Here is a 20,507-nt window from a genome sequence, read left to right as displayed (position 1 = left end):
CGAAGAAGTGCGGCGCCTAGCGGCGGTTGCGGTGAGTCACGAAACGGTCGGCGGAGCCGGGCAACCAGTTTTCCCAGCGCTGCCGCCAGGGGGCTACTTTGCCGCGCAGGTACTTTTCCATCATCAGCCCGGCCAGCGGCGCGGCCGAAGAGCCACCGAAGCCGGCGTTTTCGATGAACACGGAAATGGCAATGCGCGGGTCTTCGGCTGGGGCAAAGGCGCCGAAGGTGGCGTGGTCCTCGCCGTGGGGGTTTTGCACGGTACCGGTTTTGCCGGCCACCGAAATGCCCACGTCGAGCAGGGAGGCGTAGTTGCCGGTACCGCCGCGGCCGTCGACCACCGCCTGCATGCCGGGAATGATATCTTCAAAATGCCGCTGATCCACGGAAGTGAAGTGCTTCTCGCGGAAGCGCGGCAGCGGGCCGCCGTTGCCGACGGAGCGCACGAAGTGCGGAGCGTAGTAGTAGCCGCGGTTGGCGAAGATGCACATCAGGTTGGCCATCTGCAGCGGCGTCACCTGCACCTCGCCCTGCCCGATGCTCAACGAATAAATGGTCTTGTAGGTCCAGCGGTGATGGCCGTAGCGCTTGTCGTAGAAGTTGCGCGACGGAATCAGCCCCATCCGCTCACCGGGCAGGTCCACGTCTAGGTGCTGGGCCAGCCCGAAGGAGGTAACGTGCTTGCGCCACTCCGTCAGGCCGATGGCTACGTCCTCGTACTTACTGGGCGAGCGGCCCTGGCGCAGCGCCGCAAACATTACCTGGTAGAAGTACGGGTTGCAGCTGTTCTTGGTGGCCAGGGTCAGGTTGGCCGGGTACTCGTGGCGGTGGGTGCAGCGCACCAGCTTCCAGTTGCATGGAAAACCCGTCTGGGGCGTCACCACGCCTTCCTGCAAAGCAATGGCCTCGTTGACGAGCTTAAACACCGAGCCCGGCGAGTAGGCCGCCGCCAGCGGCCGGTCGAACAGCGGCCGGGCCGTGTCGCGCAGCAGCTCCATGTAGCGGTTGCCCGAGCCCTTGCCGGTGAGCATGGCCGGGTCGAACGACGGAGCCGAAACGAAAGCCAGAATTTCGCCGGTCTTCGGGTCGATAGCCACCACCGAGCCTTTCTTGCCCTGCATCAGGAACTCGCCGTATTTCTGCAGCTCCGGGTCGATGCTCAGGTGCAAATCCTGACCCGCTACCGACAGCGTATCGAACTCCCCGTCGCGGAAAGCGCCCTTCTCGATGCCGCGCACGTTGACCATGCGGTACTGCACGCCGCGGCGGCCCATCAGCTCCTTCTCGTAGTACGACTCGATGCCGCTGATGCCGAGGAAGTCACCGGGCACGTACTTGGCGTACTTGGGCTTCTCCAGCATCGTCGGCGACACCGGCCCGACGTAGCCCAGGGCGTGCGCCAGGTTTTGCGTCTTGTACGAGCGGGCCATGCGGGGCTTTATGCTGAAGCCCGGGAAGTCGATGAGGTTATCCTGAATGGCGGCCAACTCCTGCGTCGAGAGGTTCTGCACCAGGGGCGAGGCCTTGCCGCGGGAGTAGGTTTTGGCCGCGCGCAGCCCGTCGCGCAGCTCCTGCAGGGGCATCTGCAGCAGCTGGCAGAAGCGGGCCGAATCCAGCTTCTTTACCTCGCGCGGAATGACCATGAGGTCGTATACCGGCGTGTTTTGCACCAGTATCTGCCCGTTCCGGTCGTAGATGACGCCGCGATACGGCGTCTGCACGATGCGCTGGAGCGTGTTCTTATCGGCCGCTAGCTTGTAGCTGCCGTCGAGCACCTGAATGTGGAAGAGCCGCACCGCAAACACCAACGCCACCGCCAGGAAAATACCCAGCACGACAAATTTGCGGCCTTCTAAGTACTGCAAGACGCGTTACGAACTGAAGGTGAGTTGACTGCCTCGAATGCAATCAGCCCGCAAAGGTACTGCATGAAGGCGTCGCTTGCCAGCAACCGGGCAAACAGCCGTTCGTTTTGAATCAGCCGTTTCCCAATCTGACCCCGGAAACGATGTCCGGCCGAGCGAAAGTTCAGCGCCTGCGCCGGGCCGGAAACGTGAGCAGCTGCACGATGAGCATGGTAACGCCCGTAAACAAGGTACTGGCCAGAATCTTAAGCAGCGTCAGGCCAACGGCGGAGAACGAACCCAGCTCCAGAAAGAAAAACGCAAAGTGGTGAATGCTCACCAGCAGCATCAGGTACACCAGAAACCACTGCCAGCCCATCTGGTGGATGTTCACCGCGTCCTGCGCGTCGTAGCCGTCGCGGGGGGTGAGCAGGCGGAGCACCCAGGGCCGCAGGTAGCCCAGCAGCAAGGCGGCCGCGGCGTGCACCCCGCCCGTGTCGTAGAAGCGGTCCATGGTGAAGCCCATCAGGAAGCTGAGCAGCAAGGTGAGCACCACGGGCGTGGCAATGGGCAGAAATAGCAGAAAGCCCAAGTAAAAGAAACACCAGCCTACGTCGAAGAGGGCCAGCCGGCTGATGAGCAGCACGTGAATGCCCGCGTACAGGAAAAAGCGCAGGGCCGAAAGCAGCAGTTGCAGCGCGTTGCCCATTAGGGTTGCTCCCCTCCTTCCTCGCCGGCGGCGCGCAGCCCCGAGCGGGCTTCCAGCGTGTCGCGCTCGGCGGCCCGCGGCTGGGGCCCGACTACGTACACGTAGGTTAGCTTTGAAAAGTCAACGGCCAGCTTCACGCGCACCGTCGAGAAATTTTTGTCCTGCTCCTTGGCAAAGTAATCGACGGTGCCAATCATGACGCCTTCCGGAAACACTTGGTTGTAGCCCGACGTGACCACCGTGTCGCCGCGCAGCAGCTTGTTCTGGCGCGGAATATAGTCGAGGATGACGTGCGTGGGGTCCTCGCCCAGCCACTTGATGGTGCCGAAGGTACCGTCGCGCCGCAGCTTGGCCGAGATGTTGGTTTTGGAATGCAGCACCGAGGTGACGGTGGCGTAATGCTCGCTGACCTGCCGCACCCGACCCACCACGCCCGCCGCGCTGAGCACGCCCATGCCCGGCCGTACACCCTGCGCGGTGCCGGCGTTCAGGGTCAGGTAGTTATCCACGCGGCGCAGCGTCTGGTTGACGATGCGGGCCGGGATAAGCGGGTAATCGGCGGCGCGCGTGAGCAGGGGCTGCATGCCCAGCAGCACCGTATCGGGGCCGAGGCGGGTACCGGTGGAGTCGCCCGTGGCCCGCAGGCTATCGGGCATGCGGCCAGCCTGGTCCGAGCGGTAGAGCTGGCGGCGTAGCTGGGCGTTTTCGGCCACCAGGGCCTGGTTCACGTCGACAAGGCGGAAGTAGTCGTAAATCTGGGTGCGCACTTCCAGCACGCGCCCTACGTAGGCATTCGATGAGTTGAAGAACGCCGCCCGCTGGTACGAGCTGTTGCGCACCAGCAAAATCAGGCTCACGACTTCCAGCAACGCAAATACCAGGGCACCCCGGTAGCGGAAGAGGAAGGCGAGCAGATTACCCATGGCGGTGGAGACATGAGAAAATGAGACATGAGAAGTAAGACTGACGCCCGGCCGCGCGGGGCATCCATCTCACTTCTCATGTCTCACCTCTCATTTCTAGGAAAGCAGGACGCTGCGGAAACCGGTGATGTTCTTGATGGCCGCGCCGGTGCCGCGCACCACGGCGCGCAGCGGGTCTTCCGGCACGTGCACGGGCAGCTTGGTCTTGGCGGCCAAGCGCTTATCGAGGCCGCGCAGCAAGGCGCCGCCGCCCGTGAGGTGAATGCCGTTGTCGTAGATGTCGGCCGACAGCTCGGGCGGGGCAATTTCCAGCGCCTTCAGTACGGCTTCCTCGATTTTGGCCACCGACTTGTCCAGGGCAATGGCAATTTCGGCCGAAGTCACCTTGATAACTTTCGGAATACCGGTCATCAGGTCGCGGCCGCGCACCTCGTAGTCGGGCGGGGTGGTTTCCAGCTCAGTCAGGGCCGCGCCCACCTCGATTTTGATTTTCTCGGCGCTTCGCTCGCCGATCAGCAGGTTGTGCTGGCGGCGCATGTAGTCGAGGATGTCCTGGTTGAACACGTCGCCGGCCGTCTTGATGGACTGGTCGCAGACGATGCCCGACAGGGCGATAACCGCAATTTCGGTAGTGCCGCCCCCGATGTCAATGATCATCGAGCCCACGGGCTGCTCCACGTCGATGCCGATGCCGATGGCGGCGGCCATGGGCTCCTGAATCATCCACACCTCCTTGGCCCCGGCATGCTCGGCGGAGTCGCGCACGGCGCGCTTCTCTACCTCCGTAATGCCCGAGGGGATGCAGATAACCATGCGGTGCGAAGGCTGAAACAAGCGGCTGCGCGTGTCAATCATGCGGATCAGCCCCTTGATCATTTCCTCGGCGGCGTGGAAGTCGGCAATGACGCCGTCCTTCAGCGGACGAATGGTCTTGATGTTGTCGTGGGTCTTCTCATGCATTTGCTGCGCTTGCCGGCCCACGGCAATGACTTTATTGGTAGTGCGGTCCTTCGCGATGATGCTCGGCTCATCCACCACGATTTTGTCGTTGTGAATGATGAGCGTATTAGCCGTTCCCAGGTCGATGGCAATGTCGCTGGTCAGGAAATTGAAGAATCCCATTGAGTGCGGCAATTAAAAGAAACAGCGCGGGTTGCGCGCTTGCAAAAAGGTGCGCAAAGGTAAGCAACCTTCGCCGAAGGCCAACCCTTTCGTATTGGCCTTCGGCGAGGCGGGCGCCCTAAACGACGAAGGCCCGGCCGGTAGTGTGCCGGCCGGGCCTTTTTCAGGCTAAGTTGCTCGTCGCTTAGTGTTTAAAATGGCGCACGCCCGTCAGCACCATGGCCATGCCGAGGCGGTTACAGGCATCGATGCTATCCTGATCCTTGATGGAGCCGCCAGGCTGCACCACGGCGCGGATACCGGCGGCACCGGCAATTTCTACGCAGTCCGGAAAAGGGAAGAAGGCGTCCGAGGCCATAACGGCGCCTTGCAAGTCGAAGCCGAAGGATTTGGCTTTTTCGATGGCCTGCTTCAGGGCATCCACGCGCGAGGTCTGGCCCACACCGGAGGCCAGCAGTTGCCCGGCCTTGGCCAGCACGATGGTGTTGCTCTTGGTGTGCTTGCAGACTTTGAGGGCAAATTCCAGCGCTTCCACTTCTTCCGCCGTCGGGGTGGTTTCCGTGACGGCGCGGAACTCGTTGCGGCCTTCCACCACGCGGTCGAAGTCCTGCTCCACGAAGCCGTTGAGCAGCGTTTTCACCTGCTTGGCGGGGAACTGCACCGGCTTCTGGCGCAGCAGAATGCGGTTTTTCTTGCTCTGCAGCGTCGGCAGGGCGTCAGCCGCGAAGCCTGGGGCGATGAGCACCTCGAAGAAGAGTTTGTTCAGCTCCTCAGCCGTGGCCGCGTCAACTTCCTTATTGACGATGATAACGCCACCGAAGGCCGAAATCGGGTCGCAGGCTAGGGCGTTGACGTAGGCCTCGTGCAGGGTAGCAGCCTGGGCCACGCCGCAGGCGTTGGTGTGCTTAAGAATGGCCACGGCGGGCTGCCCGTCCTGGAACTCCTGCATCAGCAGCACGGCCGCGTCCACGTCCACCAGGTTGTTGTAGCTGAGCTGCTTGCCATGCAGCTGCTCGAACAGGGCCGACAGGTCGCCGTAGAACGTGCCCTGCTGGTGCGGATTCTCGCCGTAGCGCAGCGGCGTGGCTGGGCCTTCGCTGACTTTCAGCGCCGTGCCGGCCACATCGGTGCCCTGGGCGAGGTAGTTGAAGATATGCGTGTCGTAGTGCGAAGTCTGCTGGAAGGCGGCGGCGGCGTAGTGGCGGCGCTGCTCCAGGGTAGTGCCCCCGCCCTGCGCTTCAAGCAGCTCCGTGACGGCGGCGTATTGGTCGCGCGAGCTGACCACCAGCACGTCGCGGAAGTTCTTGGCGGCGGCGCGCAGCAGCGAAATGCCGCCGATGTCGATTTTCTCGATGACGTCCTGCTCCGTGGCGCCGCTGGCCACGGTTTCCTCGAAGGGGTACAGATCAACGATGACCAGGTCGATGGGCGGAATCTGGTGCTCCTGGGCCTGCTGCACGTCGCCGGCCTCGTGGCGGCGGTGCAGAATACCGCCGAATACCTTCGGGTGCAGGGTCTTCACGCGGCCGCTGAACACCTCCGGAAAGCCCGTCAGCGCATCCACGGCCGTCACGTCCAGGCCCAGCTCCTGAATGAACTTTAGGGTGCCGCCGGTGGAATACATCTGCACGCCGTGCTGCTGCAACAGGCGCACCAGCGGCTCCAGCCGGTCTTTGTAGTACACGGAAACCAGGGCCCCGCGGATGGGCAAACGCTCCGCGGTGGTCGGCTCCAGAGTGGCGGATGACGACGGGGACGAACTCATGGCAAACAGAAAGGTTTGGGGGTGAAACGCGCCGCGAAGGTAGGCCGCGCGGCCGGGAGCGGCGGCCCCGCCTGTATTACCGAATTGTTACCGCACTTGTTTGTGCCTGATACTAGTGCCCGGCTGCACGCATTCTACCTCTCGGACGGCACGCGGGCCCCAGCAGGGTATTGGCCCAGCTAAAACGCCTCGTTGAAAGCAAAGTACAGCCCGCTCGACTGCCCCGAGCCCACGGCGTAATCGATGCGGATGGCCAGGCGGTCGGCGCGGTTCACGGCCACGCGCAAGCCGGCTCCGGCGGCTACGTTGAAGTCGTTGGGTCGGAACTGGTCGAGTTGGTCGTGCACCTGCCCAGCGGCCCCGAATACCACGGCGCCTAGCCGCCAGAACAGCTGCTGGCGCAGCTCCAGCTGCGCGGCCACGGCTTGCCGGTCGCGAAAGCGGCCTTCGTAGATGCCGCGCATCATCTTCTCCCCGCCCAGGTTGGCCAGCTCGCGGAAGGGCACCTTGCCGGTGTGAAACTGCGCCAGCAGCTGCCCGGCCAGAATGGTGCGGTTGTCGGTCTTGCGCAGGGAGCGGAAGTGGCGCGCATCGAGCAGGAAGCGCGAAAACCGGTAGTCGCTGCCGAGGTACCGGCCCATAAACAGGGCACTGGTTTCCAGGTAGCTGCCGCGGTAGGTGCTTAGTACGTTGTCGCGGCTGTCGTAGAGAAAAGTGGGGCCCAGGCCCGCGGTGAGGGTGGTTTGCCGCTCGCGCGGGTCGCGCAGCAGCAGCAGGTTGGGCCGGGTTCGGTCGTCGGTCGAGTCATCGTCGAGGCGGATGTGGTGCAGGTCGGTGAGGCGGAAGCCCAGGCCGGCAAAGGTGTGCGGGCGCAGCTTCTTGAGCACCCGCTGCGTGACGATGATGACTTTGTAGGAGATGTCGCTTTTCTCGGCCTTGCGCGTGTTGTTGCCGATGCCGTAGTAGTAATAGGGAAAGTTGAAGTAAAAGGCCTCCCCGCCCAGGATAAACCGTTCGTGCGGCGTGAAGACGGTGTACGTCAGGGACAGGCTGGATTGCTTGCGCTGCGTGTAGTAGCCCAGCAGGCGGGCAGTGGATTTGCGCGTGGTGGTATCGGTACCAAAGCGCCACACGGGCAGCACAGCCGCGCCGTAGGCAATGCCGGTTTCGGGCTGCGAAAACACGATGGGCAGCGCCGCCACCTTCACCCGCCGCTCCTTACGGGGCGCCGCGGGCACGGGCACATCCGATGGCGTTTCGGGAGTGCTGGTCGGTGGCAGGGTTTGGGCCTGCGTAGCCGCTGCGGCGGTCAGCAGCAACCCACTTATTGCCAGGTAATAAAATCGAGGATACATCGGAATACAACAGCAGCCGCCCAACTTGGACGGCTGCTAAATGTACCTGATTATTGTTCAGATTATCCTACTCCGCACGTGTCAATTGTCGGCAGAATCAGACTTTAAGTTAAAGTTCTACTGAGGCTCTTGCAGGCATTCAGCGGGGCTTTTATGGGTTCGAAACCTGACTTTATTAAAATGCTTCGCTCACGCCGAAGTACAAGCCGCTGGACTTGCCCGAGCCTACCCCGTAGTCGAGACGGATATTGAGCCGGTCGCGGCGGTTGAACTGAAAGCGCAGGCCGGCGCCGCCAGCCACGTTGAATTCGGTGAAGCGCAGGTCGTCGAGGTGGTTGGCCACCTGGCCCACGCCCACGAAAGCCGCGCCGTTGATGCGCCAGAACAGGTGCTTGCGCAGCTCCGTTTGCAGGGCTACCAGCTGCCGGCCCCGGAAGCGACCTTCGTAGATGCCGCGCAGCAGGTTGGCACCGCCCAGCGTAGCCAGCTCCCGAAACGGCACGTCGCCGTTGTGAAACTGGGCGTACAGCTGCGAGGCCCAGATGGTGTTGGTGCCGCCGAGCTGCTCGAAGTGGCGCGCGTCGAGGATGTAGCGCGTGAAGGTGTAGTCCGAGCCGAGGCCTTTGGTGTTGAACAGGCCCTGCAGCTCCAGGTAATGGCCGCGGTAGGTGTTCAGAATGTTGTCGCGCCCGTCGTGGATCAGGCTCGGCCCCAGCCCCGACACCATGGTATTCTCGCGCTGCCGGGCGGGCAGGTCGTAGAGCAGGTTGGGGCGCTGCGAGCCTTCGTCGTTGGTCAGGGGCTCATCGACCTGGATGTTGCGCAGGTCGGTGAGGCGGTAGCGGGCACCCAGAAACCAACGGCCCACTACGTTCTTCAGCACGCGCTGGTCGAAGGTGAGCAGCTGGTACGAAATTTCGCTTTCGTCGCGGGTTTTGGTGTCGTTGCCGATGCCGTAGAAGAAGATCGGGTAGTCGTAGTAGCTAATTTCGCCGGTGAGCAGCCACCGCTCGTCACGGGTGAAGACGTTGTGGAGCAGTTGCAGGCTCGTCTGCTTTTTCTGCGAGTACCAGCCGATGAGGCGGGCGTTGGATTTGCGCGTGGTGGTGGAGTCGCGGCCGAAGCGCCAGACGGGCAGAAAGGCGGCGCCGAGGGCAAAGCCGGTTTCGGGCTGGTAGAAGAACACCGGTGCCGGAATAAAGCTGGGTTTGTCGCGCGGGTCCTTGGGCGGCTCCGGCAGCGTGCTGGCGGGGGCGACAGCAGCCGGAGTAGTAGCCAGCGAGTCGGCGGGGCTGGTGTTTTGGGCCTGAGCCAGCTGCGCCAGTAGCGACAGGCTCAGTAGTGTGGTGTAGCGGGTGTGCATGGGTAGTAGCGGGTTAGGCTGCGCCTGACAGCTTGCCGCGGGCCTCTACGCCTCGGCGGCTTGCCAACGCAGCGGGCAACGCTTCGCTAACGGGCCCGCCCGCCCCACGGTTGTCGGCTAGCGCCCGAGCACCAGCATCGAAAGTACGCCCGCGAGCATAATCAGCTTGCACATCATGCTCAGGCGGGCAAAGTCGCGGCGGCGGTCGGCGCGGCGCAGCTGCTGACCCAGTACCAGCGCCGGCGCCAGCACCGTGCCGAGCAGCCACAGCCCCAGTCGCCAGTGCCCTACCTGCAGGGCCGCCCACACCCCGCCCGCCACCAGCGTGACCAGGCACAGCAGAAACAGGCCCGCCACCCACTTGCTGCGTGCCACGCCCGCCACGATGGGCAGCGTGCGGCAGTCGTGCTGGGCGTCGCCCCGCATATCCTCGATGTCCTTCACAATCTCGCGCACCACCGTCAGCAGAAAGGCCGCCAGCGCGTAAGCCCACACGGCCGAGTCGCCGGTGCGCCGCAGCAACTCGGGCAGCAGCACGGCCGCCGCCGTCAGGGCCGCGATGCTCAGGTTGCCGACCAGGGCCAGGCGCTTGAAGCGAGCCGAGTAGCCCCAGAGCAGCAGCGCCGCGCCCAGCGTCACTAGCCCCACTACCTTGCTTAGCGCGGCCGCCACTACCACGCCCTCAAACGAAAGGACCAAGTGGGCCATCATGGCCGTGCGCCGCCCCACGGTATGCCCCACCACCAGCGTACCCGGCCGGTTGATGGCGTCGATTTTGACGTCGTAGTAATCGTTGATGATGTAGCCGCCCGCCGCCACGCAGAGCATGGCCAGGCTCACCAGCAAAAACCGCACGTCGACGAGGGCCGCCAGCGGCTGCTCGGGCGCCAGCAGGCAGGTCTGCGTGAGCGTGAGCGTCAGGGCCATGATGAGCAGGTTGGGCAGGCGCACCAGCCGTACCAGGTGGCGCCAGCGGGCACCTGCGGAGGCAGACGAAGACAGCGACTCGCTCACGGATGGAGGCATAACGGCAGCGGAAACAGCACCTACAACAATAGGCGGACGACAAAATTACGGGCTGCGCCCCGGCGGGCCTACCGCCAAGAAAAAAGCCCTTGCTGCGGGGCAAGGGCTTTTGCAATAGGGAAGTCGTGTAGCGTTTTCTCAGACCTTCTTTACGTTAACGGCGTTAACGCCTTTGCGGCCGTCGCGCGTCTCGAATTCGACGCGGTCGTGCTGTTGCACCTGCACGCCATTGAGGCCAGTGATGTGCACGAAGAAATCCTCTTTGGTGGCATCTTCCGTAATGAAGCCGTAGCCCTTCGACTCATTAAAGAATTTGACGGTTCCTGTTTTCATTGGTAAGCGAAAAGGAGAAAGGTGAACAAATGTCCGGTAAATGTACCGGAATATCGCACACTTGCAAGTAGCCCCTTACCAACGTCTTGTGAACAAATTATGAAGCCCGCCGGGCTACCAGCGTCCCTGGGCTTTCATCACCGCCTCGATCAGTTCGCGCACGGCGCCGCGCCCACCGGGCAACTCGGCTACGTACTGGCTGATGGCACGCACGTCGGTGGCGGCATCGGCCGGGCACGCCGGCAGGAGGCAGCGCTGCATCACGTCCAGGTCGGGCATGTCGTCGCCCATGTACGCCACGCGGGCCGCATCGAGCCCGCAGGCGGCAAATACCTTCACCTTGTCGTCGACGCCGAGGTAGATTTCCGTCACGTCCAGCGACTGTAGCCGCTTGCGTACGCCCTCCTCCTCGCGGCCCGAAATGATGACCACGCGGTAGCCGCGGCGCAATGCGTGCCGGATGGCGTAGCCGTCGCGGATGTGGAAGGTGCGCGCCTGCTCGCCGGTGCTCAGCGCCAGCAGGGTGCCGTCGGTCAGCACCCCGTCGACGTCGAACACAAAGGCCTCGATGGCGGAAAAGTCAGGAGCCATGGGCTCTATCAAGGTTAGGAGTTAACGAGTCTGGGAGTTTGGGAGTGGAAGAGGGTAGAAGTTTAGGAGTCATCAGCACGACAACTCGTAAACTCCTACCCTCTTTAACTCTCCAACTGCTATTGGTTGTCGCGCCACTCGTACACCCACTTGGCCTGGATCTGCTCCAGGTGGCCTTCGTTGGCCTGTTCGCGGGTGCCCTCGAAATTGGGGAGGCTCAGCACCCACTCCAGCAGATCGGTGAAGCGGATGCGGTAGATTTTGGCTTCGGTGAAGTCGTCGCCAAACTTTTCGTAGAGGGCCATGGCAATATCCTCATGGTCCTGCCAGTTTATCGGCGGCTCGAAGTGGGTCATCTTTCGAATGTGGAAAATGTGGGGTGAATGGGCTTAAATGTGGAAATCAAGATGAGCTACTGTGCTAGCAATCAGACATGCAGCCCAACCGCATTCTGCACATTACTCACACTCAACCACATTCCGCACATTTTAAAATTAATGGCCCAGGAAGTCCTGGTGCGGAATCTCGATGACGAGGTTTTCGGTAGCGGACTGCACGACGCACTGGCAGGCCAAGCGCGAGTTCAGGCGCGGGTTCACGGCGCGGTCGATGAAGTCTTCTTCCTTGTCGCTGATTTCGGGCAGCTCGTCGCCACCCTGTAGCACGTACACGTGGCAGGTGCTGCAGCCGCACACGCCGCCGCAGTTGTGCTGCAGCTGGATGCCGTTGTTCAGCGCTACGTCGAGCACCGATTCGCCCTCGGCGGCCACGTGGGTCTGCTCGGGCTGCCCGTCCGAAAACTTGAAGGTGATGTTAACGGCTTTCACAGAAAAGGTAAATGCGTGCAGGGTACAAAATGAGGCCGCAAAGGTACGCAGGCCGGTGCATAAAGTCCGAAACCCGCGCAGATGTTTGAGCGGCAGCCACTTTGTCTGGGCTCGGCAGCGTCTGGCCCGGTAAATCAAACCCGGGCTTTACTGCGCAGCAAGGCCCTTTTTAGCTGACTGCCTGAATGCTGGCCGTCAGCTGGGCGTACAGCGTCTGCCAGCTGGGGTGCGCCGCCAGGGCGGCCAGGTGCGTGGCAATGGTGGCCTCGTCGTGGCGCACGGCCGGGCCGGTCTGCACGCTGAAGGGCGGGTTGGCCAGGGCCTTGCCCACGGTTTCGCGCACCAGCGGATGGAGCAAGTCGGCGGGCAAGCGGGCCTCGCTGAGCAGCGCATCGGCCAGGCCCAGCAGGTGGTTGGTGAAGTTGCTGGCAAACACGGCCGCCACGTGCAGCTGCTGCCGCTGCGCCGAGCCCACGGCCAGCACGCGCTGGCTCAGCGTATGGGCTACGGCCGTAAGTGTGTGCATTCCGGCTTCGTCGGCGGCTTCCAGGCACATGGGCACGGCGGGCCAGTCAATAACGCGACCGGGGCTGAACGTCTGTAAGGGGTAAAATACGCCGCCCCGCACCGCGGGCTGGGCCGCAAACAACGCCAGGGGCAATGCGCCCGAGGTGTGCGCTACCAACGCCCCGGCCGGAAAGCGGGCAGCGCTTATCACGGCGGGCGCGGCATGATCGGGTACGGCCAGCAGGTAGAGGTCGGCCGAAGGCAGGGCGGTGAAGTCGGGGGCGGGGCCGCTGAGCACGGCCCCGCCCAGCGGGGCGGCCACGGCGCGGGCCGAGGCTTCGTGGCGGCTCCACACGGCCGCCAGACGGTGTCCGGCGCTGGCAAGGGCTGGAGCCAGCTGGCTGGCTACCCGGCCGGCTCCTAGCAGGATGATGGTAAAAGGCGTTGGCACGGTGGGCAAAAGGAGGACGTGAACGGGGCCGCCAGACCGAAGCGTAGCCCGCTTATGTACTTGTTACATACGGTGCAGAACCAGCAACCCGTATGGAAATGGACTTGGCGTGGCCTGCTCCGGCAAAGATTTAGGTGCTAGAATCAGCGTTTCGCCGGTGAAAATTCCGCATTTTAGGGGCGCAAAATAGCTTGCACGAGCCCTACAGGCCGCTCACTCACCTTTTCTCTTTCTTATTCACCCACTTTTACCCTCCGACATGGATTTCATTCAGCACGTTGCCCGTGTGAGCAACTGGCGTGGTCTGGCGCTGCTGGGCCTGCTTGGCTTTGCTGGCACCGCCGCTAACGCGCAGGTTCTGGGCTATACCGTAGCCACCGCGCAGAACGTAACCGGAACCTACAACGACCTGGGCGCCACCGGTACTGCCATCGTTACGGCCAACAACGACGATGCCACCTCCCAGCCCCAGCAGATTGGGTTTACCTTCCGGTACAACAGCCAGCAGTTCACTGAATTTGTACTGAACACCAACGGCTTTATCAAGCTGGGCAACACCAGCCCCTCGGCCGACAACCTCATCAACTTCTTAACCAACAGCCCCGCCGACGTAAACATCATTTCGGCTGCTGGCGGGGTGGATTTGCAGGCTGCTGCCAACCAGTCTCCTTCGCCGACGGAGTACCGGATGGTCACCACGGGTACGGCCCCCAACCGCGTGTGCACGATTCAGTTTAAGAACGTAGCCGATAAAGCTACGGTGTCGGGCACCACGACTATTCCGGCGCAGTTCGTCTCCATGCAGTTTCAGATCAAGCTGTACGAAACCACGAACAACATCGAGCTTGTGTACGGCACCTGGACGCCCAACTCGGCGACGGCTACCGGCCAGCCTTTCCTGATTGGTCTGAAAGGATCCACACCTAACTCGGCCGACCGTCTGTTTGCCTCGAAGCCCTCCAGCGCTACGCCGTGGAGCGTAACGACCTTCAGCGCCGACGTCGTGCAGAATGGCATCACGTACCCTCCTTCGCACTTCGTGCGCAACACCTTCCCGCCCGACCAGGGTCGGACCTACCGCTTCAACGGGGCCCCGGCCAACGACGCCGAGGTACGGGCCATTTACACCCTTGGCAAGCTCCCGCGCCTTGCCAGTCCCCACGCGGTGCAGGCAGTTATTCGCAATGCCGGCACCAACGAACAACAGTCGCTGCAGGTCACGCTGAACGTGCGAGGCGTCAACACGTACACCAACACCAAAACCATTCCTTCGTTGGCGGCCGGGGCTTCGACTACGGTGACCTTCGATCCGTACACGGTTTCTGCGCTTGGCAACAACGTGGTGACGGTGAGCCTCCCGAACGATGAAGTCGTGACCAACAACACGATGCTCTTCGGCCAAGCAGTAACGAGCAACGCATTCCGTTACGACAACGGCACCGTTGGCACCTATATCTTCGGGGCTTCGCCGGCTACGGGGGCTACCGCTACGGCCAACGTGGTGAAGTATACCACCAACTCGGCTGGCACGATAACGGCGGTGAACGTGCGCCTGGCCAGCGCCAACGCATCCAGCACCAACGCCGCCACGGTTGGGCAGACGGTATACGCCGTGGCGCTGGACGCCACCGGCACGGTGCTGGGCCGCACCCCGAACTACGTAGTTCAGGCCAACGACGTCAACATCTTGGCGGATAAGACGTTTACCTTCGCCACGCCGATAGCCGTTACCCCCGGCGACTTCTTCGTGGGCCTGGTATCCACCTACGCCACCAGCAACCTGATTTATTATCCCATCACGCTGCAGGATGAGACGCCAACCCGTCCGGGTGCGAGCTACACCATTCGGGCCTTCACCGGCACGGGTCAGCAGGTGCTAGCTGATGCGGCTGCCGGCAATGCAGGCCTTCCGATGATCGAAGCCGTCATGAGCACGACGACGGGCGTATCGAAGGCGTTGGAGGCGGCCGTGAGCGTGTACCCCAACCCGAGCAACAACGGCCAGTTCACGCTTGCGCTGCGCGGCGCCAACGCCAAAGGCAACCTGCAGGTAGAGGTGACCAACCTACTTGGCCAGCGCGTGTACAGCGGCTCGGCTAAGGACAACTTCGAGAACCGTCTGGACCTCTCCAACCTGGCCAACGGCCTGTACACGCTGAAGCTCAGCCAAGGCGACCAGTACATGACCCGCAGCATCAGCATCCGCAAGTAAGCTAATCACTAGAACCCCATGAAATCTTTTGCATACCTAATCGCCGCTTTTGCACTAACTTCAATAGTTAGTGGTTGTGAAGAATCAGAGCAGCTACTCCCGAAAGGCTATGATATTTCTGCAAAAACAAGTAATAACAGCACAAATTATTTATTTAATCTAGTAATAACTAATACGCCTTCCGAGCTCAGCTCTGGTTTTTCAGCTGGCAGCCTTTTAAAATGGCGAGTAGAATTTCCTTGCACAGGTCAGCCTACTTCTACCACGTATTTCAACGTTTATCTACAACAAACCGACTTTGGTGGCAATTGCAATCGATACCTTATTGAATCTAACGTTGCTATTAGCTCTCAGTGTCTTTTTCCGCACAATACCATTATACCAGCCAATATTCCTGGCGGATTTGCAAGTCCATTCTCACCTAGGTACAATTACGCTTTAATAGTTGAAAATATTCCTTTACGTTCATCAACTGATTCTAGGGAAACTGACCCAAGCAAAGGTATTTTAATAAATAATTCAAACAACGCCCCAATATGTGAGATATGACTAATCATATAATATAAAATTTAGATAATAATCAATACTCATCTATTCGTAACTATTTCATAAACAAGGCAACTTTGCCTATCGCAGGTAGCAATATTAAATGAGTATTTAGCTTACAAAACGGTCGGCCCGCTCTCGCGCGCCGACCGTTTTGCATTTAATTCAGCACACATATTGTACTATACAGGCCAAATGCTTTATCACCCGTGTTGCTTAACCGTTGCTAACTGCCTGCCTATTACTTTGCAGTCGGCGCTGACCTACCAAGCGTCTTTTTGTTTACCCCTCAATCACCACCCATGAACAAACTCTACCAAGCAGGGCGCAAGGCTTCGGCCTGGCAACGCCTGACCCTGGCGACGCTGCTGGCCACGCTGGCTGGCACCGTCGGCGCCCAAGCCCAAGGGCTGAACTACGGTACCAGCGGTGCTACCAGCACCACTACCTCGTTCGTCGACCTGGGCACCAACGGCACGGTTATCAACGTAGCCGACCCGGACGATGACGTTTCCAACCCGCAAAGCATCGGCTTTCCGTTTGCCTACAACGGGCAGGTGTTTACCCAATTCGTGCTGGGCACCAACGGCTTTATGAAGCTGGGCAACACGCCGACCAGCGACGTGTTTGACGACTTCTTCAGCAGCAGCGACCCGGCTGACAACAACCTGCTGTTCCCGCTCTTCAATGACCTGGTGGGCACCAGCACCAGCTACCGCGTAGCCACCAGCGGCACCGCGCCCAACCGCGTGTGCACCATTCAGTGGGGCAACATGACGGAGTACGTTCCGCGGGCCAGCCCCATTCCGGCGCAGTTCACCAACTTCACCTTTCAGGTCAAGCTCTACGAAACCACGAACAACATCGAGTTCGTGTACGGCCCCAATACCCCGGGCTCTACCGCCGATGAGCAAGTGGGCGGCGTAGGCCTCAAGGGCTCGGGTCCGGCGACTGGTCAGCTGCTGCTGGCCGTCAAAACGACCGCCACGCCGTGGGCTTCGCCGACGTTCCAGAACACGAACTACACCACGACGTACTTTGAGTACGACAAGAACAACTTGCCCACCGCCGGCCAGACGTTCCGCTTTGCACCCGATGCCTGCTCGCCGCCCGCTGGCCTGAATTTCACCAGCATCACCACCACCTCGGCGGTAGCCAACTTCACGGTGCCCGGCGCCGGTACCGATTACAGCATCATCTACGGCCCGTCGGGCTTCAACCCGGCTTCGGCTGGCACCACCGTTACGGCCACTGCTTCGCCCTACACGCTCAGCGGCCTGACGGCGGGTAACGTCTACGACGTGTACATCCGCTCCAACTGCGGAGGCACCACCCAAAGCACGCTGGCCGGCCCCTTCCGCCTGCGTGCCGCTTGCAGCCCGGCTTCCATCGTGTCGGTGTTCCCCTACACGGAGAACTTCGACGGCGTGGCCAGCGGCGATACGCCCTGCGATATTACGGTGGCCGACAACAACAACGACAACACCCCGTGGATTGTGCGCAGCACGGTACCCACCGACCAAGGCCCGGCGCCGGTAAGCTCGTCGAGCCCCAATGCCATCGTCTACTACTACAACGAAGACGGCACCACCCCGGCCGACGACTGGTTCTTCACGCCGGGCTTGTTCCTGCGCAGCGGCTACACCTACCAGCTCTCGTTTAAGTACCGCAACAGCGGCACCAACTACCCCGAGCGCATGGAAGTGAAGTACGGCACCGGCGCTACCCCCGCCGACCAGACGACGACCATCTGGCAGAACGCCAACATTGCCACCAACCCCTACGTTACGACGGGTGTGGGTACGGCTCCGGCCGTTACGGCCATCACCCCGACGGCCAACGGCGTGTACTACATCGGTTTCCACGCCTACAGCCTGGCGGATCAGTTCTTCATCGCCGTCGACGACCTGCAAGTGACGCAAACGGCGGTTACGGGCAACTCGGAAATCCTCAGCCGCGCCATCAACGTGTACCCCAACCCGAGCACGGGCGCCGTTACGCTGGAAGTGCGCAACGCCAACGCCAAAAACGGCCTGGAGGTGGAAATCACCAACATGCTGGGCCAACGCGTATTCCAGAGCACGGTGCGCGACAACTTCGAGAACAAGCTGCGGCTGGATGCCCTGGCCAACGGCATGTACGTGCTGAAGGTGAAGGCCGGCAACGAATTCACGATTCGTAACCTGTCCATCCAGAAGTAAGGCGCACGAGCCACCGCCCACGGGCGGTGGCCTTGCCCCGAAACACAACGCCCCGGTCAGCAGCTGCTGGCCGGGGCGTTGTGTTTATTGATCTATGGGCTGCTTAGGCCGCCTGCACCTGCTTGGCGCCGCGGGGCACTTTGGCCGCTGGCACGGGCTTCGGCTTGCGGCCGCGCTGCACTACCGCTATACCAAAGCCCAGGCCCATGAGCAGCGTGCCGCTCCAGAGCAGGTTGATGAAGGGTTTCTCCATGGCTTTGAGGATGACGTAGTCCTTCTGGGTGGTAGCTACGCCAAAAGTGAACTTGCCCTTCTGCGGGTCGATGTTGTCGAGCGTGATGCGCAGGCCCAGGTCTTCGACTTCGTCGGCTACGCGGCCCACCATACCGCTTTTGCCCACAATGAAGATGGGGTGCGCGTGGTATTGCTTGTTCTTTTCGCCGTACACGATGATGTCGCCCTGCACCGCTACGTCGCCGGGGTTCAGGCCCAGCCCGGCGGTGTTGTGCGCCGGCTCGGCGTTCTTGAAGATGGCGAAGTAGTCGTTCAGGAACAGCGTGTCATTCATAGCCACGCTGTACTGCTTCACTTCCGACCAGTCTTTTTCCTTGTTCGGATCAGGCACCGACGATACGTGCGAGTAGATGTCGTGGTCCCAGAACAGCTTGATGTCGGGCGAGGCGAGCAGGCCGCCCATTTCCTCGTTGGCCTGGGCACGCGGGAAGAGCACAAACTCGTCGCCGGACTCCTGGTTTTTGTAGGCTACGCGGTAGTAGGTGTCCTCGGGCCGGATTTCGAGCGTGTCGCCGGCCTTGTAGTACACCTTCTCCCCTACCTTGATTTCGCCCCGGGCCACGGCTTTGTATTCGTCGTTGACTACAGGGAAGAGCAGCTCCTTGCTCACGTACTCCGGCACGCCGGGCGCGTCGAAGTACTGGCCGGTGTAAGTCAGCTCGTAGGGGCCCATCTTGCCGGGGTCGTTGCGCCACAGCAGCACGTTGTCGCGGTTGTCCTCCTCCGAGAACTGGCGCGAGTAGAGCAGGCCCGAGGTATTCTGCGAAATAATCTTGGAGTAGCCCGCCGAGGCCAGAATGCCCAGCAGCATGAGCGCAATACCGATGTGCGACACCGCGCCGCCCGAGAGGCGCACGCCACGGCGCACCAGCTGCAGCAGCATGCTCAGGTTGGCCAGCACCCCGAACAGGCCGGTGGTCAGCAGCGCGATGTAGGGCAGAGACATCTGATGAGCCCCGTTCTGGCGCACCAGCAGGATGCCCAGGCTAGCGCCGAGCAGCGTGAGAATGGCCGGGATAGAAATCGAGTTCAGCACCGTCTCCTTGTCGTTGCGCTGCCACCACAGCAGCTGCGCAATGCCCGAGAACAGGGCCACCAGCACGCCCAGCCACAGCTGGAACTTGGTGTAGTGAGCAATCTGATCGGCCGGCAGAGCCAGGTTCGACTTGATGCCGAAGAAGCCCACCAACGCATTCCACACCGGAATGCTGGTGGTGAAGAGCACCTGGAAGGCCCCGAGGCAGAGCACTGTCGCGCCCACAAACACCCACAGCTCAGCGTTGTACATCGTCAACTCTTTCTCCGATACCGGAATCTGCTTCCAGCGCCACACCAGCAGCGCGATGCTCAGCACCACGAAGGCCATGAGGTACACCAGCAGTTGGCCCGAAAGGCCCAGGTCGGTGAAGGAGTGCACCGAGGCGTTGCCGAGCACGCCCGAGCGGGTGAGGAAAGTAGCGTACAGCACCAGCAGGAACGTAGCTACTACCAGGCTAAAGGCCGTGCGCAGGCCGGTTTTGCCGCGCTGCCAGAGCACCAGTGCGTGCAGGGCCGCTACCAGCACCAGCCACGGAATGTACACGGCGTTTTCCACCGGGTCCCAGTTCCAGTAGCCGCCGAAGTTCAGCGTCTCGTAGGCCCAGTAAGCGCCCATCATGATGCCGACACCCAGTACACCGCCGCCCACGAGGCTCCAGCGAATGGCCGGCGACACCCACTGCGTCAGCTCCCCTTTCCAGAGGCCGGCCACGGCGTAGGCGAAGGGCACCAGCGTGAGGGCAAAGCCCAGGAACAGCGTAGGCGGGTGAATCACCATCCAGTAGTTCTGCAGCAGCGCGTTCAGGCCGGTGCCGTCCTGCGGCACAAAGTCCGGGTTGAGCTTGTACACCGGCAGATCGGGCATGAACTCCTTCATCAGGATAAACGGCGACGAGCCCAGCTTCAGGCCGCCCACCAGCACGCCCAGAATCATGGACATGAGGAAGATCTGCACGAAGGCAAACACGGCCATTACCGGCGCTTCCCACTGCCGCGAGCCGCGGATGATGAAGGCGCCGATGACCACGTGCCAGAATATCCACAGCAGGAACGAGCCCTCCTGTCCTTCCCAGAAGCAGGAAATCATGTAGTACACCGGCAGGTGGTTGCTGGAGTGCGACCAGGCGTAGTAGTACTCGTAGCGGTGGCCGTGAATGATGCCAAACAGCGCCACAATGACGCCGATAACGGCCACGCCGTGCACCACGAAGGCGCCGCGCCCGAAGCGCAGCCACGCCGCGTCGGTGTCGCCCAGCGCCCGGCCGCGCGAGGCCATGTAGTAGCCCAATGTCGACACTACCGCCGCCACGAAGGCCACGATAACGCTTAAATGTCCCCAGTCGCCGATGTTCATGCTCTGCTCAATGAACAATGAGCAACGACACGAGCCGCACGCAGCTG

General features: G+C 61.7%; 17 protein-coding genes. 3 read left to right on the top strand and 14 right to left on the bottom strand.

All coding sequences use genetic code 11. The features are described from left to right. Positions 1 to 16: 16 nt before the first annotated feature. The 13 genes from mrdA to B0919_RS20685 form a co-directional block, all read right to left on the bottom strand. Positions 17 to 1,864, bottom strand: a complete 1,848-nt coding sequence (gene mrdA, locus B0919_RS20745) for a penicillin-binding protein 2 (RefSeq protein ID WP_078014212.1) — start codon at positions 1,862 to 1,864, stop codon at positions 17 to 19. Between the two features lie 163 nt (positions 1,865 to 2,027). Further along, complete coding sequence (locus tag B0919_RS20740) at positions 2,028 to 2,552, bottom strand: hypothetical protein (protein WP_078014211.1); 525 nt, start codon at positions 2,550 to 2,552, stop codon at positions 2,028 to 2,030. After that, on the bottom strand, positions 2,552 to 3,475 hold the full coding sequence (gene mreC, locus B0919_RS20735) for a rod shape-determining protein MreC (RefSeq protein WP_078014210.1): 924 nt from the start codon (positions 3,473 to 3,475) through the stop codon (positions 2,552 to 2,554). Before mreC ends, B0919_RS20740 begins: the two co-directional genes overlap by 1 nt. Before the next feature lie 96 nt (positions 3,476 to 3,571). After that, positions 3,572 to 4,597 carry a rod shape-determining protein gene (locus B0919_RS20730; protein WP_078014209.1) on the bottom strand — a complete coding sequence of 342 codons (1,026 nt, stop codon included), beginning with the start codon at positions 4,595 to 4,597 and terminating at the stop codon, positions 3,572 to 3,574. A 184-nt stretch (positions 4,598 to 4,781) separates the two neighbouring features. After that, complete coding sequence (purH, locus tag B0919_RS20725; protein ID WP_078014208.1) at positions 4,782 to 6,362, bottom strand: bifunctional phosphoribosylaminoimidazolecarboxamide formyltransferase/IMP cyclohydrolase; 1,581 nt, start codon at positions 6,360 to 6,362, stop codon at positions 4,782 to 4,784. Positions 6,363 to 6,541: 179 nt separating this feature from the next. Then, on the bottom strand, positions 6,542 to 7,717 hold the full coding sequence (locus B0919_RS20720; RefSeq protein ID WP_078014207.1) for a BamA/TamA family outer membrane protein: 1,176 nt from the start codon (positions 7,715 to 7,717) through the stop codon (positions 6,542 to 6,544). A 175-nt stretch (positions 7,718 to 7,892) separates the two neighbouring features. After that, a complete protein-coding gene (locus B0919_RS20715; RefSeq protein WP_078014206.1) occupies positions 7,893 to 9,080 on the bottom strand; it encodes a BamA/TamA family outer membrane protein in 1,188 nt (395 codons plus the stop codon). 117 nt (positions 9,081 to 9,197) lie between these two features. Beyond that, positions 9,198 to 10,106, bottom strand: coding sequence for a geranylgeranylglycerol-phosphate geranylgeranyltransferase (locus B0919_RS20710; protein WP_078014205.1), 909 nt, complete (start codon positions 10,104 to 10,106; stop codon positions 9,198 to 9,200). A gap of 138 nt (positions 10,107 to 10,244) precedes the next feature. Beyond that, positions 10,245 to 10,439 carry a cold-shock protein gene (locus B0919_RS20705; RefSeq protein ID WP_078014204.1) on the bottom strand — a complete coding sequence of 65 codons (195 nt, stop codon included), beginning with the start codon at positions 10,437 to 10,439 and terminating at the stop codon, positions 10,245 to 10,247. A gap of 114 nt (positions 10,440 to 10,553) precedes the next feature. After that, positions 10,554 to 11,030 (bottom strand): KdsC family phosphatase, encoded by a 477-nt coding sequence (locus B0919_RS20700; RefSeq protein ID WP_078014203.1) that lies wholly within the window; start codon positions 11,028 to 11,030, stop codon positions 10,554 to 10,556. Between the two features lie 119 nt (positions 11,031 to 11,149). Beyond that, on the bottom strand, positions 11,150 to 11,386 hold the full coding sequence (gene iscX, locus B0919_RS20695; RefSeq protein WP_078014202.1) for a Fe-S cluster assembly protein IscX: 237 nt from the start codon (positions 11,384 to 11,386) through the stop codon (positions 11,150 to 11,152). A 138-nt stretch (positions 11,387 to 11,524) separates the two neighbouring features. Further along, positions 11,525 to 11,857, bottom strand: a complete 333-nt coding sequence (locus tag B0919_RS20690) for a 2Fe-2S iron-sulfur cluster-binding protein (RefSeq protein ID WP_078014201.1) — start codon at positions 11,855 to 11,857, stop codon at positions 11,525 to 11,527. Between the two features lie 169 nt (positions 11,858 to 12,026). Beyond that, complete coding sequence (locus B0919_RS20685) at positions 12,027 to 12,815, bottom strand: Rossmann-like and DUF2520 domain-containing protein (RefSeq protein ID WP_176133158.1); 789 nt, start codon at positions 12,813 to 12,815, stop codon at positions 12,027 to 12,029. A gap of 259 nt (positions 12,816 to 13,074) precedes the next feature. On the opposite strand from B0919_RS20685, the gene B0919_RS20680 reads away from it, so the two are divergent. The 3 genes from B0919_RS20680 (at position 13,075) to B0919_RS20675 (ending at position 17,774) form a co-directional block, all read left to right on the top strand. Then, positions 13,075 to 15,027 (top strand): T9SS type A sorting domain-containing protein, encoded by a 1,953-nt coding sequence (locus tag B0919_RS20680; protein ID WP_078014199.1) that lies wholly within the window; start codon positions 13,075 to 13,077, stop codon positions 15,025 to 15,027. Between the two features lie 18 nt (positions 15,028 to 15,045). Continuing rightward, the gene (locus B0919_RS24900) at positions 15,046 to 15,576 is read left to right on the top strand and encodes a hypothetical protein (protein WP_139362295.1); all 531 of its coding nucleotides are present in this window, start codon (positions 15,046 to 15,048) and stop codon (positions 15,574 to 15,576) included. A 299-nt stretch (positions 15,577 to 15,875) separates the two neighbouring features. After that, the gene (locus tag B0919_RS20675; RefSeq protein ID WP_078014198.1) at positions 15,876 to 17,774 is read left to right on the top strand and encodes a T9SS type A sorting domain-containing protein; all 1,899 of its coding nucleotides are present in this window, start codon (positions 15,876 to 15,878) and stop codon (positions 17,772 to 17,774) included. A gap of 103 nt (positions 17,775 to 17,877) precedes the next feature. Here B0919_RS20675 and ccsA read toward each other — a convergent pair whose 3' ends face one another. Further along, a complete protein-coding gene (gene ccsA / locus B0919_RS20670; protein WP_317043903.1) occupies positions 17,878 to 20,478 on the bottom strand; it encodes a cytochrome c biogenesis protein CcsA in 2,601 nt (866 codons plus the stop codon). Between the last annotated feature and the right edge of the window lie 29 nt (positions 20,479 to 20,507).

Origin of the sequence: Hymenobacter sp. CRA2, from assembly GCF_002007105.1 — a bacterium.
GTDB lineage: Bacteria > Bacteroidota > Bacteroidia > Cytophagales > Hymenobacteraceae > Solirubrum.
Note: the sequence above shows the minus strand (reverse complement) of the source record. Positions and strands in the feature narration are given on the sequence as shown.

Coding starts and splice junctions, on each gene's coding strand:
- B0919_RS20740 (WP_078014211.1), bottom strand. CDS start 2,552: ATGGGCAACGCGCTGCAACTGCTGCTTTCGGCCCTGCGCTTTTTCCTG.
- mreC (WP_078014210.1), bottom strand. CDS start 3,475: ATGGGTAATCTGCTCGCCTTCCTCTTCCGCTACCGGGGTGCCCTGGTA.
- B0919_RS20730 (WP_078014209.1), bottom strand. CDS start 4,597: ATGGGATTCTTCAATTTCCTGACCAGCGACATTGCCATCGACCTGGGA.
- purH (WP_078014208.1), bottom strand. CDS start 6,362: ATGAGTTCGTCCCCGTCGTCATCCGCCACTCTGGAGCCGACCACCGCG.
- B0919_RS20720 (WP_078014207.1), bottom strand. CDS start 7,717: ATGTATCCTCGATTTTATTACCTGGCAATAAGTGGGTTGCTGCTGACC.
- B0919_RS20715 (WP_078014206.1), bottom strand. CDS start 9,080: ATGCACACCCGCTACACCACACTACTGAGCCTGTCGCTACTGGCGCAG.
- B0919_RS20710 (WP_078014205.1), bottom strand. CDS start 10,106: ATGCCTCCATCCGTGAGCGAGTCGCTGTCTTCGTCTGCCTCCGCAGGT.
- B0919_RS20705 (WP_078014204.1), bottom strand. CDS start 10,439: ATGAAAACAGGAACCGTCAAATTCTTTAATGAGTCGAAGGGCTACGGC.
- B0919_RS20700 (WP_078014203.1), bottom strand. CDS start 11,030: ATGGCTCCTGACTTTTCCGCCATCGAGGCCTTTGTGTTCGACGTCGAC.
- iscX (WP_078014202.1), bottom strand. CDS start 11,386: ATGACCCACTTCGAGCCGCCGATAAACTGGCAGGACCATGAGGATATT.
- B0919_RS20680 (WP_078014199.1), top strand. CDS start 13,075: ATGGATTTCATTCAGCACGTTGCCCGTGTGAGCAACTGGCGTGGTCTG.
- B0919_RS24900 (WP_139362295.1), top strand. CDS start 15,046: ATGAAATCTTTTGCATACCTAATCGCCGCTTTTGCACTAACTTCAATA.
- B0919_RS20675 (WP_078014198.1), top strand. CDS start 15,876: ATGAACAAACTCTACCAAGCAGGGCGCAAGGCTTCGGCCTGGCAACGC.